Below are 14,299 nucleotides of genomic sequence, written 5' to 3' on the forward strand. Positions count from 1 at the left end.
CACCCAAAGGTCACCCAAAGGTCACCCAAAGGTCACCCAAAGGTCACCCAAAGGTCACCCAAAGGTCACTTTCATGAAAATAACTATTCAGATTTAGAAGAGGTATCAATTGATTTGAAAATCTCCGTTGTTATCTTATGGATCATCTTTACGTCTTCACTTTTTTTCTCGATTAGAAATTGGTAGTGGACTTCAAGAATGGATCTGGTGTCAAAATCCTGGGAATCTGGATTGATTTCTCGGAAATCAAAAAGATCCCCTGGCTTTATGTTAAGAGCGTCCATGATTTTTTCCAACGAATCAATGGATAGATTTCTTTTTCCAAGTTCAACTTCGGTCAGATATGAGGTTTGCTGCCCCGTTATTTGGCTTAATTGAAGTAAGGTCAGATTTTTTTTATTACGTATGCTACGAATTTTTTCACCGATCAGTTTTTTTAAATCAGACATCGTTATAACCTCCCTGCTTATCCTAAGGGTAAGTGTTTCAATCGAAAAAATATATAACAATATAAGTGATAATTATTGATAAAATCACTTAAAAGTGATACTATTTTGTTAATATAGCCAGGGGTGAGCAAAATGATTCCAAAAGTCAGATCAGTGGAATCACTGATTTTATCGAATCGATCGTCTGAACAATTTGCAGTTCGATTTCGGAAAATTATATTTCACAAAGACGCACAATTCTTGATCCTTCAGTGGGAAGAAGAACAACACGTGATGAAAATAAAAAGTTGCAATGGTGCAGTTAAACTAATTGAATCAACTAAGGAAGAGTTCGATGAATTAATTGGTTTTTTACGTGAAGGATATGCAAAGACGTCGTCGGACCCTGATTTGGCAGAAGAATTCTGGGTTGTGGGGATAAGCTTCAACAAAGTAGAAAATAATGACGGTTATTTTTCCGAATTTAGGATTTCCGACGAGAAGCCGATTGATATACTACCTTATATTATCCAGACGGGGGTTGAACATGTGTTCTTTTCAGAATGATGCTTTGAATTTTATAACTAATGGCAGGGTTACTGTAAGGGGACTTTCGCAATTAGGGCTTATCCCTAAAGGGCAGTGTGTGATTCCTAACCAGTTTTTTGAGGGAGGCTGGGGGATATGGCTTCCTATGCCGAACATTACGTTATTGCCCTACTTTAGTGTTTCTGTAGCAAGCGGTTTTAACTGGACAGAAACAGTCGCTTTTATGGAGGAAAAGGTCAAACCGAATACGTTTATTGACCTAGGCGATAATGGGGTAGGTAAAGGGAATCTTGAGGAGGATGAGGCTCAGTCTTTATACGAGAGGGAGACTGAAATTGAGCAAAAATTACAGGCCAATGGACTTCTGTATCCGAAATCGATAGTTGATGTTATTGATCTCTATGTGGCTTTGGGATTGGCGTTCAAAACAGAGGATCTGCAGGGAAAGTGGTGTCTAGATATGATTATACGTCCACTTTGTAGAATTGATGAGGTGCTAAACAATTAGCACAAGATGAAATGACTGGACAGTCTTCCTGGGTGAGGGCGGTCCATTTTTATTTCTGAAGAATATCCAATGACAAAAGGAGTGATAAAATGACTTTATTGAATGACACAGAAAAAGTGCAGTATTTGATCGGTTTGTTTGACAATCATATGGCAAAACTTACGAACGAGAGCTCATTTAGAAACTACATCGAATCCATTCAAAGCTTCTTAAAAACCGATGATTTAATCCTTCAGAAAGCAGCAATTTCTAATAGTATTCTGTTCTTTGAAAACCTAGAACACAGTATTTCCGAAATTGACTCTATAATTATCTATTTTGAAAAGTACTTGGAAGAGCTCGAAGCCGAATTGCAAGAGGATCTGCAAAATGAATTCTTGAAAGGGAAAATCAAAGGAATTCAGCATGCATTAGTGATCGCTAGAATGATGAGACATGGCCGCGGGTACCAAGGTGAAGGAGTAAATATAATAATTGATTGATGCTGCAGGGAGAAGATGATTAAATGAAAATAACTCATACCCAAGCAATTGGTTATTTAATTGCAACAGTCGAAAAAGTTCACTTCCCGGAGTCTATGGATGCTGCATACGTCGTTCTAACATTTGAAGAGCTGCTTAACGAACTAAGTAGTGAAGAAGCTGAAAAGATCTATAGAGAAGTGTGGCTAACTCATAGTCAAGAATAATTAAGGGGGGCTAAATATGGGAAGTATGACAAGCCGACGAACGATGTATAAACATTATGCACAAGGGGTCATTGCTGAACTGCAGCAAATGAGTTAATTTAACGGTAGAGCAAAGAAAGGCTTTCTTCGTCACTACAAATACTTGAAACGAATCGTAGAGCTCGAACCTAGGAGGTTCTGCTTGGATCCCTGTTCTCAGAGGGAGGAAAGTGATTTATATGATGAAAAGTATCCAATTATCAGAACGTTTGATGTTTGCCCCGTATCAATACAATTGGATAGAAGAAGACGGAATAAAGCATGAATGGTCCTTAATTTCAATACAACTAGATAGAACATTGATAAGATTGACCGACTATCATAAGTATGTTGGTGTGCTTAATGGGTCTGAATACGCTTATTATAGTGATAATGACTCAGTCAGAAGAGTATGCAATTTTCTTACATATGCTCTTTTTAAACATTATGGCAGAAATAAAGCAAAAAGGATTACGGATATACCGTTTCAATGCGCTGTAGATTATATAAACGAATATTCTAAGACGAAAAGTTCTAAGGGAAATTACCCAAGTATGCAATCTGTTGAAAAAGAGAGATATGCTATTTGTCACTTCATGAAGAACCTAGGAGAAAAAAGATCTGATTATAATGAGCATTATTATGTTAGAAAGGCTTTGGTGGAATCTACAAGTACAAATAAATTGAAAGGTAAAAAGAGAAGCAGGGCTGTTTGGGAATATGAGATACCGGCGAAATATTTAGGTGATTCGAGTTACGGTTTATTGAGGGACATTCCACAGAAAGCGATACCTATCCTTTTAAGAGCAGTAAAACGGGAAGAGCCGGAGTTGGTACTAGCCGTGTTGCTTCAGCTTTGTGCAGGGATTAGGGAAGGTGAAATAGTTAATATTCGTAGAGCGAATAGCATTTACCCTAATGGAATCCGCTATGTGAAAGAAAACGGAAAATTCACAAGTTTTGAAGTTGATTTAACTAGAGAATATGTATTAAGAGGTGACGGAAAGAAAACTGGTAAAATAAAAATTAAACGCAAACAGACTGTCTATCCGATTTTCCTTGAAATAATACAAGAAGCATATGAAGAGCACTTGAAAATGATAAATGAAAAATACTTAGAGCCAGAAGCTCCGTTGTTTGTTAATAGTAGCATAAATGCAAAAACCGGAAAAAGAATGGCTATTTCTAAACAGTCATACTGTAAAAAGATTGTTAATATTATGCGAGGAATTGTTCTTCCTGAGCTGCTTAGATCCGATGATATTGAACTAAAGGTGTTTGGTATGATGCTCAACGAGAGTAATTGGGGGTTACACGCATTTAGGCATTGGTTTACTGTGCAGCTTGTATTAAATGGTGAAGATATAAACGGAATTGCTTTCTGGCGTGGTGATTCTTCTCTCGAAACGGCATTTGCATATTTACAAAATAAAGGGGAAATAATGCGTCTTTACCAAAAAGCAAGTGAAGAGGTTGGAAATGATATTATAAATGCTATTAATAAGGAAGACTTCTATGGATTATAAAATGATTGATGAAACTGAATGTATTTCAATAAATATGTCATCGGCACATTTTGGTATATCCGCAGCTGCATTGAAGCGTAACATGAAGGCGATGGGGATCAGTATTATCGAGTATCAGAATGTGGCTTATATATCTAAAGTGGATTTTGAAGAAGCCGACAGATTAGATAAATCAATGATTGGCTTAAAGGATGTTATAGCTGAATGTATCAGTGAAAATGAAGACATAACAGTTGATTTTACAAGTAGAGAGAGCCAAGTGAAATACAGTGAACTTCATTCGTTTTTTTCAGGGTTAGATTATTTCGGGATTAAAGTAAAACACAGACTAATCTCAAAACCATATAATCCAATAGTATTTTATATAAATAAGAACGATAAAGAACAATTTAAGAGCAATATAGTTTTAAAATTAAAATTATATAATAAAACAAAAGATGAGAAATTTAGAATTCTTCTAGAAGATGATTATTTTAGTAGTAATCATAAAACTAAAACGGCTTTGATAAAACTTGCAAAGAATAGCCCGCCCGATATGGAAAACGCCATTAATGAGCTGACAAACTTTTTAAGATCAACCTGTAAAAAAGAAATAAATCAATATAACGATGAAGAAATCTCTACATATATGGAGTTTGCAGCAGATAATATTACTAAGAATGCCAATATACTATTCTCAAATCTTATATTCAATATAAGCCAAACGGAAAAATGCTCATTCTCCGTTATTAACCAGTTCGATGCACATGTAGGTGCAGTTAAAAAAGATAATAGTGCATATGATGATGCTGTTTATTTAAAATTAGCATATATGGTTTTTAATGAAGAGTACTGGAAAGATAGGAATATGCTCATTAAAGCAGCAAATAGTAAACCTGTAGCAACAACATGGTTGTATCATGCAATGCACTATGTTTGCGCTTGGCGGAAAGCAGATATAGTAAATAACATTCCTCATGTAACTTTAAACGTTGAGCCGGAAGAAGTAATAAGAATGGTCAAAGAGCATGATTATTGTGAAGCAACTTGGATCCCATATGTTAATGAGTTAGTTGTAAGAGTTGGGTTTGAAAGTAAAAGGCCACGAAAATCAAAAAGGCGTCAGAACTCCCCTAATTTAAAGATGTATATCCCTGAAAGTTTTAGATCAACAATTGGCATGCTTTTAGCATTATGCGAAGCTCATTCGATATTAGAGGGAAAAGGGAGCCCCATATGCTGGTACCCTAATAATGTCAAGTATGCTGTTGAATTGTTTGGAGCAGATTATAATAGTTTATTTGCCGGAAGATTAATATCAAACAGAAAAGCGAATAAGGCATATATGGAAAGAATCATGGAGAGCGGTGAAAAAAATAACAACAATGGTTATTTACTGGCCGCGTACTCCAGAAGCCATAAGGGCGGTTTAGGCTCATTACCAGAAGTAACATCTAAATATCTAAAAGCAAAGATGGACGGGTATTCTGTTGACGATATTACTAGAATTCTTTTTGAACGAGGTGTTTGTAGTTTTGTTCCATATTTACTTTGCAGTGCTTTGTATAGTAATGAATTTGAGAAAAAACATATCGACAAACAAACAGAAACCATAAAAGAGCTTGGGATGATACCGCATGAAATAGAGTTGCTTTTGCAAAAAGACGAAAAAGCCGAATTAAAAGCGAAACAGACAATATCGGAAATAATTAAATACATAAATGATGAAAATGCAACAGAGATTGCGGGAAATGCACTAAAGGAAATTGCTGACGGTAAATGCGTGGGGAAGAATGAAGATGTATATTGCATTAGGAAGGCATTTGGAGAAGGATGTAACATGCCTAATAGAGAACATTGCATTGGCTGTGGGTCGGAAATGTATTTAAAAACGTTCTTGAACGATCTTCATAATGAAATAAAAGTTGATAGAATGAAATTTCAAAATGCGAAGACAAAAGCCGAAAGATTTAAATGGAAAGCGATTTTGGAAAACAAGTTGTATCCTGCTGTCTATGAAATTCTAGCGTCCATGAAGCATATCTATAAACAGGATATAACAGAGTATCAAAGACTTTTCTTGGGAGAGGATTAACGGCGATGTTAGCATTAATCACTCAAAATAAAAATATTAGCCGGCATAAAGTGGTTTCAACAATAGGCGCTGAAGAAAAGAATATTGCTTTGGAAAAATTCAAAATATATCAAAAAGATGGTGTTATACAAACTGAATTTAACAATGATGCATGGCTGTTACATGATGAAAAGGATACGGTTACTTTAGACTTTACTTTTGATGAAGTGTATGTAAAAAAGTATATGAATCATTATTCTGTAACGGAATTTAAAGAAATATTTAAATGCTATATTTGTTTTTGTATAGGGCAATACGTTATAGGCACTTTGCAAGAATTGGTATATAACATTAAAGAGTTGTTATACAACACGGAATGTTTAACGAAAATCCCTACAAAGCGCTATTTATTATTCAAAACAGGAATTCAAGATTTCATTGAATTAATGCCCTTTACCTCAGAAGTTATTATCCTTGAGGAAGAACGATATAAATATAATTATGTAAAAAGAAGAGATTTAGCAGAATATCAGAGTTATTTTTTATTTGGAAGAATATTGGAGGAGTATTGGAAGGGCAATGCGACTATCGATGATAAAATATTCTTTTATCCGATTTATTTGTGGTGGAATATCACCATGATACTTCCGGTGCGAGTCACCGAGTTTACCTTAATACCTAAGGAATGTGTAGAGGTTAGAAATGGGGTCCCGTATCTTAAAATAAGAAGATCAAAAATGAAAGGTAACACAAGTAGAAATAGAAATATTACTTATAAGATAGATGAAGATTATAAGATTTATGAGTATGCTGTTTCAAATGAAATAGCAGCAATGATTTCAGACTACAAGAGACTGGTAAAGGGTTATAAAGAATCAAACATAGATTCATTGTTTGTTAATGAAGTATATGTAAATGCAAGTAACCAGCTTAAAGATCATGGTTTCTTTCATACAAATCATTTTTCTAGGTTATTAGATCAATTTTATTGTGATGTTATCGAGAAATATTACAACTACAGAGTAATTCCAAAAGAAAAATTAAAAGAGACAAATATTGTTGGCGAGGCATATAAATTGAAAGTTAATGAAATAGTGAAGATTTCATTAGGTGATTCTAGACATATAGCTATGCAAAATATGCTTCTTAACGGAGCCAATATTCTTATGGCAAAAGAAATTACAGGTCACGAAAATGTAGATATGATATTTCACTATTCAGGTAACATGAAAAACCTCATAAAATGTAAGGCGTACAGCTTATTTGAGTTGTCAAAAAGAAAAGAAATTATTGTTGAAGCAGTAGTAGGCAACGGCAAGGAGTTTATAATAAGTGGAGGCGGTTTAACGAAATTCGTTGAAGTTGACGAAGGAAAATGCTTTTCAACATTATTTGCTCAAGGAAATTTGGGAGACTGCTATGCAGTTGCGGGTGATTGCGAAATATGCAAGTACTTTCAAGGCAATAAGAACCGAAAAGAATTGATTAAAAAACAGGAACTAAAGGTGGAAGAAAGATTAAAAAGACTTAAAAGATGGATATCTTCTGAAAAGGAATATAGAAATACGGATGAATATGTGATTTTGAAAAGTCAATTAAAGGCGAGTGTTGAAAATTTGATAAATGCGTATGTTGAAGAGCTGGGGGGAGGGGACATGCATGACAAATAAAATGGGAAGACCTAAAGCTTATGCGACAGAAGAAATAAAGAACATAATTGACTCGTATTTAGCGTATACGGGAGGTACAGTTTTCTTAAACGCCTCTAAAATTGCCAAATACGCGAATGATGAACTGGAATTGCCCAATTTCAAGTACTACGTTATTAACAGGGATCCAGAAGCAAAAGAATATTTAGAAGGTCTGAATGCGAGAATAACAGGCCTTTCTAATAAGAAAATACCAATTACAAAAACTGTATTTAAACAAATTGAAATAAGCAGTTATCTTTCTATGAAGAAGGATGATTTGAAGGTTGCATTAAATAATCTTAACGTTTTGTTGGAAGATATGTCAAATGCAAATACAGAACTTATTAAAGAAAATCTAAAACTAAAAACTCGGATTCAAGAAAGAGATTTAGAAATTAGAAAGATGAGTAAAGAGATTGATGAAAAATATGCTGAATATCAAAAACGCGAGAAAACCTCTAAAGAAATCTTAGATGCGCAAAAACAAAAGATACACGAATTAATCATAAAAGTGAGGCAACAAGACGATCTGACACATATGTTGTGGGATAGGGAAGCGGAAAAAATATTAAAGAAAAATGGTGTTTTTGAAGATGATGGCGTTGAACTAAGTGAAGATAGGGTGATTTCAGACGTTGATACAGACATCTTAGGGGTGGTGAAAGATACCTTCCAAAATGTTGAAGATGATAAAATAAGTTTCGAATTAATAAATAGAATTAAAAATATATAGGAGTTAAACATGAGAAGGAAGTACATAGTAAACGATTACCCGCGTATATCCAGGGAGTATAATAAAGAGAAGAATACAGTTCCGGTGGAGGAAATTTATTCTAGTTACCCGGATCCCGTTTGGTGGAAATGCGAAAAAGGCCATGATTGGCAAGCGTTGGTTAAAAATAGGGCAGTCCATGATCATGGTTGTATCTATTGTGCTGGCCAGGTCCCGATAGTTGGAGAAAACGATTTTTCAACCACAGACCCCCATTTGGTAAAAGAATGGGACAATTCCAAAAATGGGGAATTCACGCCGCAGATGGCTATGCGCGGATCTTCCAAAAAAGTTTGGTGGGTATGTGACAATGGTCATGAATGGGAAGCCGTAATATACTCAAGGGCTAGCGGAAGTGGATGCCCGTACTGTTCAGGTAGACTAGCGATTAGGGGCAAAAACGACTTAGAAACTTTACATAAGGACATAGCTTCTGAATGGCATCCGATAAAGAATGGAAAATTAAAACCTTATGAGTTTAAAGAGAAGAGTACCAAGAAAGTCTGGTGGCAGTGTAAGGAAGGCCATGAATGGAATGACAGTATATGTGAAAGGGTGAGTGATAGAAAAAAGTGTCCATTCTGTAACAACACTGTTGTTATCCCTGATAAAAACAGTTTTAAAGCATTAGAACCAGAAGCAGCGAGTTATTGGGATTATGATTCGAATGGCGATTTAAAGCCGGAAAACTTTTTTCCTCACAGCAATAAAGAGGTTAATTGGATTTGTGGGAAGCACAAATGGAATGAAAAAATTGGCTCAATGACGAAAAGAAAGGAATGCCCTTATTGCTCTAGGGCAAGAATATCAGAAGAAGATTCAGTATTCAATAAGTATCCAATACTTTTAATCGAATTTGATAAGGATAAAAATGTCGGAATAAATATAAATTCAATTTCAGAAGGTTCCAGCAAAATGATCTGGTGGAAATGCAAAAAAGGACATAGTTGGCTTGCTCCAACGGAACGAAGGGTAAAAGGTTCAAAGTGCCCGTATTGCGCAGGAAAAAAGTCAATTTATTCTATATGATAATCTTGTGAATATTTCGGCGGCAGAGAGCCATTGGGTTAATCTGTGAGGGCCACCTTTGTTAATAAAACAGAGCCAAGGACTAATACGAACGGGCAGACTAGATTAAGATTAGTCGCGCTGAACCCTACCATAAAATGACGGCTAAATTTTCTTGGTGCCGTCGAGGAAGTAATGTTCGAGCTTGAAGTAGTTCTGCTCGGCCAAAAATTGCAGGACCGCGGTAAAGACTTTCTCCAGCACCTCTTTCATGCGCTCGGAACGAAAGCGGTTGATCGTGCGGAAGTCCGGTCGCTGGCGCCCTGCGATCCACATGAACATGATATTTTCGCGGATTTGGCGATCTGCCGGGAAGAGTAGATGCGCTGGGCGTAGGCGTAGATGATGACCTTGGTGAGCATTTTGGGGTGATAGCTGTCTCGGCCGCCGCCGGGGTAGGCATCTGCGAAAATCTTGTCGCTCAAGCGGTCCACCGCCGCATTCACGACACGAACCAGATGATTGTCGGGAATATCTTCGGCCAGATCCATTGGCAGGGTGAGTTGGTCCATGGTATATTGAATGTACAAAAGAAACCTCTCCTTTGGTGTATGGTTGGGTGGTACCTCCATTTTACCAAGGAAAGGTTTCTTTTTGTTGATTAAATTTCATCGAGGGGGAGAACTTACGAGTTCTCCCCCTTTACATCGGAAAGTCTACTCGGCCCAGCTCACACTTTGCAACAGTCGTTGCTTCATCAGTTCGAGTACAAAGTCTTCATAGTAATCCCGGCGGACAATAACCTGATATTCATGGTTAGCGTAAATGTAGAATAGAATGTCCGTATACACTTGGTTTTCTTCAAATTTCTTTTGAATTTTTTTCATCCCGTCGAGGCAAGACCCTTCATGGAGAAGGTGAATACGAAATTCAACATCATTTCCATTGTCCGTTTCATTAACTTGGATAATTTGGCGGTCGTATTCGTATTTCAGCATATTGTCACCTTTCTTGTTAAAGTTAAATTAAGTAACGCAGGTACAAGTAAATACTTGATAACACAATAGAGAGCAGCATTAATGGAAAGCCATATTTTAAAAACTGAACAAAGCTAATCGGGTGACCTTCCTTACCAGCCATGCCTGCTACAATGAGATTGGCACTTGCGCCAATTAGTGAACCATTGCCCCCCAAGCAGGCACCAAGTGCCAAACTCCACCACAACGGCTCCAGATTGCTGACACCCATATTACCCATTTCTTGAATCATAGGAATCATCGTTGCTACAAACGGAATGTTGTCTAAAAAAGAGGATGCAATAGCGCTGAGCCACAATATCAGCATCGACGTCGCAATTGGCTCTCCTCCCGTCAGTTCGATAGCTTGAGCAGCTAACTTAGCTATCACACCTGTTTCGATAAGACCGGAAACCAATACGAACAAACCGACGAAGAAAAAAATCGTTGTCCATTCGACTCTGGAGAAAGCCTCTTCCATTATATGCTCTCCTGTAAGCAATAACAGCAGAAAGGCACCCGCCAAGGCGACTGTTGCCGACTCCAGATGCAACAACTGATGCGTAAAGAAACCTAGTATCGTCAATGTCAAAGCAATCAAGCACTTTCGTAAGAGCTTGTGATCCGTGATAAGTTGACTTTCATCCATCTCCATAATGCTGCACTTTAAATCATCTTTTGTCTGAATTTGTTTGCGAAATAGAAGAATGAAGATAGGAATGTAAACAGCCATGACTATAATCGCTAACGGTGCTAGATTGATGATAAAGTCCATAAATGATAATTCTTTGACTGCGCTCCCGATCATGATGTTAGGCGGGTCGCCAATTAGTGTCGCGGTCCCCCCCACGTTGGAGGCGATAATCTGAGTAATGAGAAAAGGCATGGGATTTACACGAAGTTGCCGCGTAATACTGAATGTCACTGGCACCATGAGAAGCACCGTGGTCACATTATCCAGAAAAGCTGATCCTATTGCTGTAATAAGAGCTAATGAAATCAGAATGCGGGTAGGGTCGCCTTTGGCTCTCTTGGCAGCCACAACGGCAATGTATTTGAACAGTCCCGTTTCAGCAGTAATGCCTACAATAATCATCATGCCCACAAGTAGCCCAAGCGTGTTGAAGTCAATGTGATGCAGCGCAGTTTCTTGGTCTACAATCCCTAAGACAACCATTAATACCCCGCCAATCATGGCAACGATCGTGCGGTGGATTTTCTCTGCAATAATGAATCCATAAATGATGAGAAAGATACCGATTGCTAAAATAGCTTGTTGTTCCATGAGTCCTCCCAAAGTAAATTATTGTTTATCATTCCCCAAATAAATGCGGATAACGATGAAGACAATCCTTCGGTAGGCAGAAAAAAGCAAAAAGAAGCCCACCGATGGCAGGCTCCTCCGATAATCCAAATATGTTGTTGAGTTAATTATATCTACATGCCCAGGTAATGTAAAGATCAGTCAAACTACGACTGTAACACTCTAGTGAGCGCCTCGGATACCCTGTCTTTGTGGAAAGGTTTCACGATAAAATCCTTTGCTCGTGCCTGGATCGCGTCAGTAACCATTCTCTGTTGACCCATGGCTGAACACAAAATCACTTTAACCTGTGGATCGATTTTCCTAAACGCTGTAAGGGCAGCAATACACATTAAAGGGAGACGATAGTTAAACTGGTAGACGGAGAGCCATTCTTCAATTGATGGCTCTCCCGATTGATTAACGTCATGGCTCTCACTCATTAACCCGACGGCTCTGCCACGACGAAATATTCACTTGTGTGTATAATACAAAACCTTAATCTAGATGTCTGTTTAAACAAAAGTCTAAAATAAATAATATGCTTATCGGGTAAAATTACGCCGTTAGCTCGCGTAGAAGCTGTAGATCTCGCTGGCGTTACCGTACAGAACTGTACGTTAAATAATGTCGGCGACATCGAGCGCAAGAACCTCAAGCACGCCTTGGGCAGTCTGGTTTACATTCGTCGCTCCAACGACGTCATTCCCGAAATTCTCGGTAAAGTGACCGAGGAGAATGACGGCGAGGAAATCGTCGCTCCGACGCATTGTCCTTCCTGCGGCAGCGAGCTGGAGATGCGTGGTGCGCATCTCTTCTGCTTGAATCGGCTTGGCTGCAGCCCGCAGCTCGTTGGCCGTATGTCGCATTTTGCTTCGCGCGATGCGATGGACATTGAGTTCTTCAGCGAGATGACGGCTTCGCAGTTGCACCAAGAGCTTGGCGTCAACGATCCTGCGGATCTCTACACGCTGAAGTTCGACGATCTGGTCAAGCTTGACCGCTTCGGTGAGAAGAAGGCCAACAATTTACTGGGTGCCTTGGAGAAAAGTAAATCCCGCGACCTCGCGTCGTTCCTATATGCTTTAGGCATTCCCAACTCCGGCAAAACGACAACCAAAGTGCTGGCCGATTATTATCGCAGCCTGCCCAAAATCATGGCGGCAACGCCAGAGGAGCTCATCACGCTCCCGGACGTGGGTGGTATTGTCGCCGAGAGCATCTACTCATTTTTCCGTGACCCTGTCATGGTCTCCAGTATTGAGCGCATGTTGGCTGCCGGCGTCAACCCGATTGCCGAGGAGCCTGCCGTCGTGCTGGCTAGCCCGGACAATCCGTTTTTTGGCAAAACGGTTGTACTTACGGGTACGCTTTCCACTATGGGGCGCGACGAATGCGCCAAGAAGCTGGAAGCGCTTGGGGCCAAAATTACCGGCAGTGTTTCTAAGAAAACGGACATCGTTATTGCAGGGGAGAGCGCCGGCAGCAAGTTGACCAAAGCACAGGAGCTTGGCATTCGGATTATTGATGACGAACAGGAGCTTCTGCAGCTGCTGGGTGAAAGTTAATTTAATTTTTTTGAAAAGAGGGTTGCGCCATGCCAGGAAAGCTGCATATTGTGAACGGTGACGCTTTTGGAGATAAACTGCGTAAGTCGAGCATAGATGGTGAAATTCTGGTGTGGCGCGAGTCTCTATATGAAGGACCTATCGGCATGCGAATGTCGGATAGCCTCCTTTTACCCATTAGGGCCTCCTATATGTTTCAAAAGCATGGGATCCCGGAAGATCTGTTTACATCCACCACGCTTCATCAAGAAAAGCAATTGGATATGGTTTCAGATGAGGCAAGCGAAGTTGTCCTATGGTTTGATCAGGATCTTTTTGACCAGTTGATGCTCTGCTATTTATTAACGCGATTATCTAGTCTGGACGGTGGCTTAATCCGTTTATCACTTATCCAATATGATCAAAAGATCGAACATCAAATTCCTCAACTCTACAGCGAGTTGTCGCCAATAACAGAGGGGCAGCTTAACCTTGCTGCTAAGGTGTGGAGTGCCTATTCGGCCTCTGAACCGCTGTCTTTGGCAGTTTTGATGGGGGAGGACTTGTCGGAGCTTCCTTTTCTTAAAAGGGCTCTAGAGGCTAATTTAGGGCGCTATCCCTCTATGCAAAATGGTTTGAGCAGCCTGGAGCAGCTCATTCTAGAGGAGATTGACCGTACAGATGTTTCTCTTTATTCGTTATTTCAACATGTAAGCGAGAAAGCCAGTGACTTTGGTTTAGGAGATATGCAATTCTGGGGTATGTTAGAGCAGCTCCGGTTATGTGAACATCCGTTAGTCTCTCTTACCGGAGGTGACAGACTTCCTCAATACGGTGAACCTTTACCTGTTCAGTTCGAGAATTGGCGAGTAAGTTTAACAGATGCGGGTAAACTAGTTCTCACGGGCAAAGAAGACCACATTGCTTTGAATGGTATCGATGATTGGATCGGCGGTGTTCATTTGCAAGGGAAGCAGCTGATTTGGCGCCTAGATCCTGCAAATTCAGGGTTTTCGGAGCTGTAAGATATTGTATATAAAAAGATGCTTGCAATTCGTTTTGAAACCTGATAGTATATGTTCTTGTCACCGCAAGAGCGACACATTAACGCTTTAAACGGTAACGCAATAAAGCTCTTTGAAAACTGAACAAATAGATGAAGTAAATCAGCAAATTAGTCGAGCAATCGACA

14 protein-coding genes and 2 pseudogenes are annotated in these 14,299 nt (G+C 39.0%); 11 read left to right on the plus strand and 5 right to left on the minus strand.

Going from position 1 to position 14,299, the window contains the following annotated elements; translation table 11 throughout:
- Positions 1–83 precede the first annotated feature (83 nt).
- A complete protein-coding gene (locus PCH02S_RS34550) occupies positions 84–449 on the minus strand; it encodes a helix-turn-helix domain-containing protein (protein ID WP_127458639.1) in 366 nt (121 codons plus the stop codon).
- A gap of 132 nt (positions 450–581) precedes the next feature.
- Here PCH02S_RS34550 and PCH02S_RS34555 point away from each other — a divergent pair, with 132 nt between their 5' ends.
- From PCH02S_RS34555 to PCH02S_RS34595, 9 genes are all read left to right on the plus strand, one after another.
- Positions 582–995, plus strand: coding sequence for a hypothetical protein (locus tag PCH02S_RS34555; protein WP_127458640.1), 414 nt, complete (start codon positions 582–584; stop codon positions 993–995).
- Positions 976–1,485, plus strand: a complete 510-nt coding sequence (locus PCH02S_RS34560) for a DUF6042 family protein (protein ID WP_268597655.1) — start codon at positions 976–978, stop codon at positions 1,483–1,485. Before PCH02S_RS34555 ends, PCH02S_RS34560 begins: the two co-directional genes overlap by 20 nt.
- Before the next feature lie 89 nt (positions 1,486–1,574).
- Entirely contained in the window at positions 1,575–1,967 is a 393-nt protein-coding gene (locus PCH02S_RS34565) for a hypothetical protein (RefSeq protein ID WP_127458642.1), read from the plus strand.
- Between the two features lie 23 nt (positions 1,968–1,990).
- A complete protein-coding gene (locus PCH02S_RS34570) occupies positions 1,991–2,173 on the plus strand; it encodes a hypothetical protein (protein ID WP_127458643.1) in 183 nt (60 codons plus the stop codon).
- 218 nt (positions 2,174–2,391) lie between these two features.
- The gene (locus tag PCH02S_RS34575) at positions 2,392–3,717 is read left to right on the plus strand and encodes a site-specific integrase (RefSeq protein WP_127458644.1); all 1,326 of its coding nucleotides are present in this window, start codon (positions 2,392–2,394) and stop codon (positions 3,715–3,717) included.
- Positions 3,707–5,791, plus strand: a complete 2,085-nt coding sequence (locus PCH02S_RS34580; RefSeq protein WP_127458645.1) for a hypothetical protein — start codon at positions 3,707–3,709, stop codon at positions 5,789–5,791. The genes PCH02S_RS34575 and PCH02S_RS34580 overlap by 11 nt, the downstream gene beginning before the upstream one ends.
- Before the next feature lie 5 nt (positions 5,792–5,796).
- Positions 5,797–7,440 carry a hypothetical protein gene (locus PCH02S_RS34585; protein WP_127458646.1) on the plus strand — a complete coding sequence of 548 codons (1,644 nt, stop codon included), beginning with the start codon at positions 5,797–5,799 and terminating at the stop codon, positions 7,438–7,440.
- Positions 7,430–8,194, plus strand: coding sequence for a hypothetical protein (locus PCH02S_RS34590; protein WP_127458647.1), 765 nt, complete (start codon positions 7,430–7,432; stop codon positions 8,192–8,194). The genes PCH02S_RS34585 and PCH02S_RS34590 overlap by 11 nt, the downstream gene beginning before the upstream one ends.
- A 9-nt stretch (positions 8,195–8,203) precedes the next feature.
- Positions 8,204–9,262 carry a zinc-ribbon domain-containing protein gene (locus PCH02S_RS34595; protein ID WP_127458648.1) on the plus strand — a complete coding sequence of 353 codons (1,059 nt, stop codon included), beginning with the start codon at positions 8,204–8,206 and terminating at the stop codon, positions 9,260–9,262.
- A 153-nt stretch (positions 9,263–9,415) separates the two neighbouring features.
- Here PCH02S_RS34595 and PCH02S_RS37150 read toward each other — a convergent pair.
- The 4 genes and pseudogenes from PCH02S_RS37150 to PCH02S_RS36640 form a co-directional block, all read right to left on the minus strand.
- Positions 9,416–9,831: pseudogene (locus tag PCH02S_RS37150) on the minus strand (transposase); the annotation flags it as partial.
- A 126-nt stretch (positions 9,832–9,957) separates the two neighbouring features.
- A complete protein-coding gene (locus tag PCH02S_RS34605) occupies positions 9,958–10,239 on the minus strand; it encodes a hypothetical protein (protein ID WP_127458649.1) in 282 nt (93 codons plus the stop codon).
- Between the two features lie 22 nt (positions 10,240–10,261).
- Positions 10,262–11,542: an ArsB/NhaD family transporter gene (locus PCH02S_RS34610; RefSeq protein ID WP_127458650.1), complete on the minus strand. Its 1,281-nt coding sequence runs from the start codon at positions 11,540–11,542 to the stop codon at positions 10,262–10,264.
- Positions 11,543–11,727: 185 nt separating this feature from the next.
- A complete protein-coding gene (locus tag PCH02S_RS36640) occupies positions 11,728–12,003 on the minus strand; it encodes a response regulator (RefSeq protein ID WP_127458651.1) in 276 nt (91 codons plus the stop codon).
- A 105-nt stretch (positions 12,004–12,108) separates the two neighbouring features.
- Between PCH02S_RS36640 and ligA the strand changes: the two are divergent.
- A pseudogene (ligA, locus tag PCH02S_RS34620) lies at positions 12,109–13,128 on the plus strand (NAD-dependent DNA ligase LigA); the annotation flags it as partial.
- 29 nt (positions 13,129–13,157) lie between these two features.
- Positions 13,158–14,132, plus strand: coding sequence for a DUF1835 domain-containing protein (locus tag PCH02S_RS34625; protein ID WP_127458653.1), 975 nt, complete (start codon positions 13,158–13,160; stop codon positions 14,130–14,132).
- Positions 14,133–14,299: the final 167 nt, after the last annotated feature.

The sequence above is a fragment of the Paenibacillus chondroitinus NBRC 15376 genome (genome assembly GCF_004000765.1).
Lineage (GTDB): Bacteria > Bacillota > Bacilli > Paenibacillales > NBRC-103111 > Paenibacillus_E > Paenibacillus_E chondroitinus.

What these genes read in the sequence shown, in the direction of transcription:
- PCH02S_RS34605 (WP_127458649.1), bottom strand. Translation starts at nt 10,239, where the DNA reads ATGCTGAAATACGAATACGACCGCCAAATTATCCAAGTTAATGAAACG.
- PCH02S_RS34565 (WP_127458642.1), top strand. Translation starts at nt 1,575, where the DNA reads ATGACTTTATTGAATGACACAGAAAAAGTGCAGTATTTGATCGGTTTG.
- PCH02S_RS34585 (WP_127458646.1), top strand. Translation starts at nt 5,797, where the DNA reads ATGTTAGCATTAATCACTCAAAATAAAAATATTAGCCGGCATAAAGTG.
- PCH02S_RS34555 (WP_127458640.1), top strand. Translation starts at nt 582, where the DNA reads ATGATTCCAAAAGTCAGATCAGTGGAATCACTGATTTTATCGAATCGA.
- PCH02S_RS34580 (WP_127458645.1), top strand. Translation starts at nt 3,707, where the DNA reads ATGGATTATAAAATGATTGATGAAACTGAATGTATTTCAATAAATATG.
- PCH02S_RS34610 (WP_127458650.1), bottom strand. Translation starts at nt 11,542, where the DNA reads ATGGAACAACAAGCTATTTTAGCAATCGGTATCTTTCTCATCATTTAT.
- PCH02S_RS36640 (WP_127458651.1), bottom strand. Translation starts at nt 12,003, where the DNA reads ATGAGTGAGAGCCATGACGTTAATCAATCGGGAGAGCCATCAATTGAA.
- PCH02S_RS34590 (WP_127458647.1), top strand. Translation starts at nt 7,430, where the DNA reads ATGACAAATAAAATGGGAAGACCTAAAGCTTATGCGACAGAAGAAATA.
- PCH02S_RS34575 (WP_127458644.1), top strand. Translation starts at nt 2,392, where the DNA reads ATGATGAAAAGTATCCAATTATCAGAACGTTTGATGTTTGCCCCGTAT.
- PCH02S_RS34625 (WP_127458653.1), top strand. Translation starts at nt 13,158, where the DNA reads ATGCCAGGAAAGCTGCATATTGTGAACGGTGACGCTTTTGGAGATAAA.
- PCH02S_RS34595 (WP_127458648.1), top strand. Translation starts at nt 8,204, where the DNA reads ATGAGAAGGAAGTACATAGTAAACGATTACCCGCGTATATCCAGGGAG.
- PCH02S_RS34570 (WP_127458643.1), top strand. Translation starts at nt 1,991, where the DNA reads ATGAAAATAACTCATACCCAAGCAATTGGTTATTTAATTGCAACAGTC.
- PCH02S_RS34550 (WP_127458639.1), bottom strand. Translation starts at nt 449, where the DNA reads ATGTCTGATTTAAAAAAACTGATCGGTGAAAAAATTCGTAGCATACGT.
- PCH02S_RS34560 (WP_268597655.1), top strand. Translation starts at nt 976, where the DNA reads ATGTGTTCTTTTCAGAATGATGCTTTGAATTTTATAACTAATGGCAGG.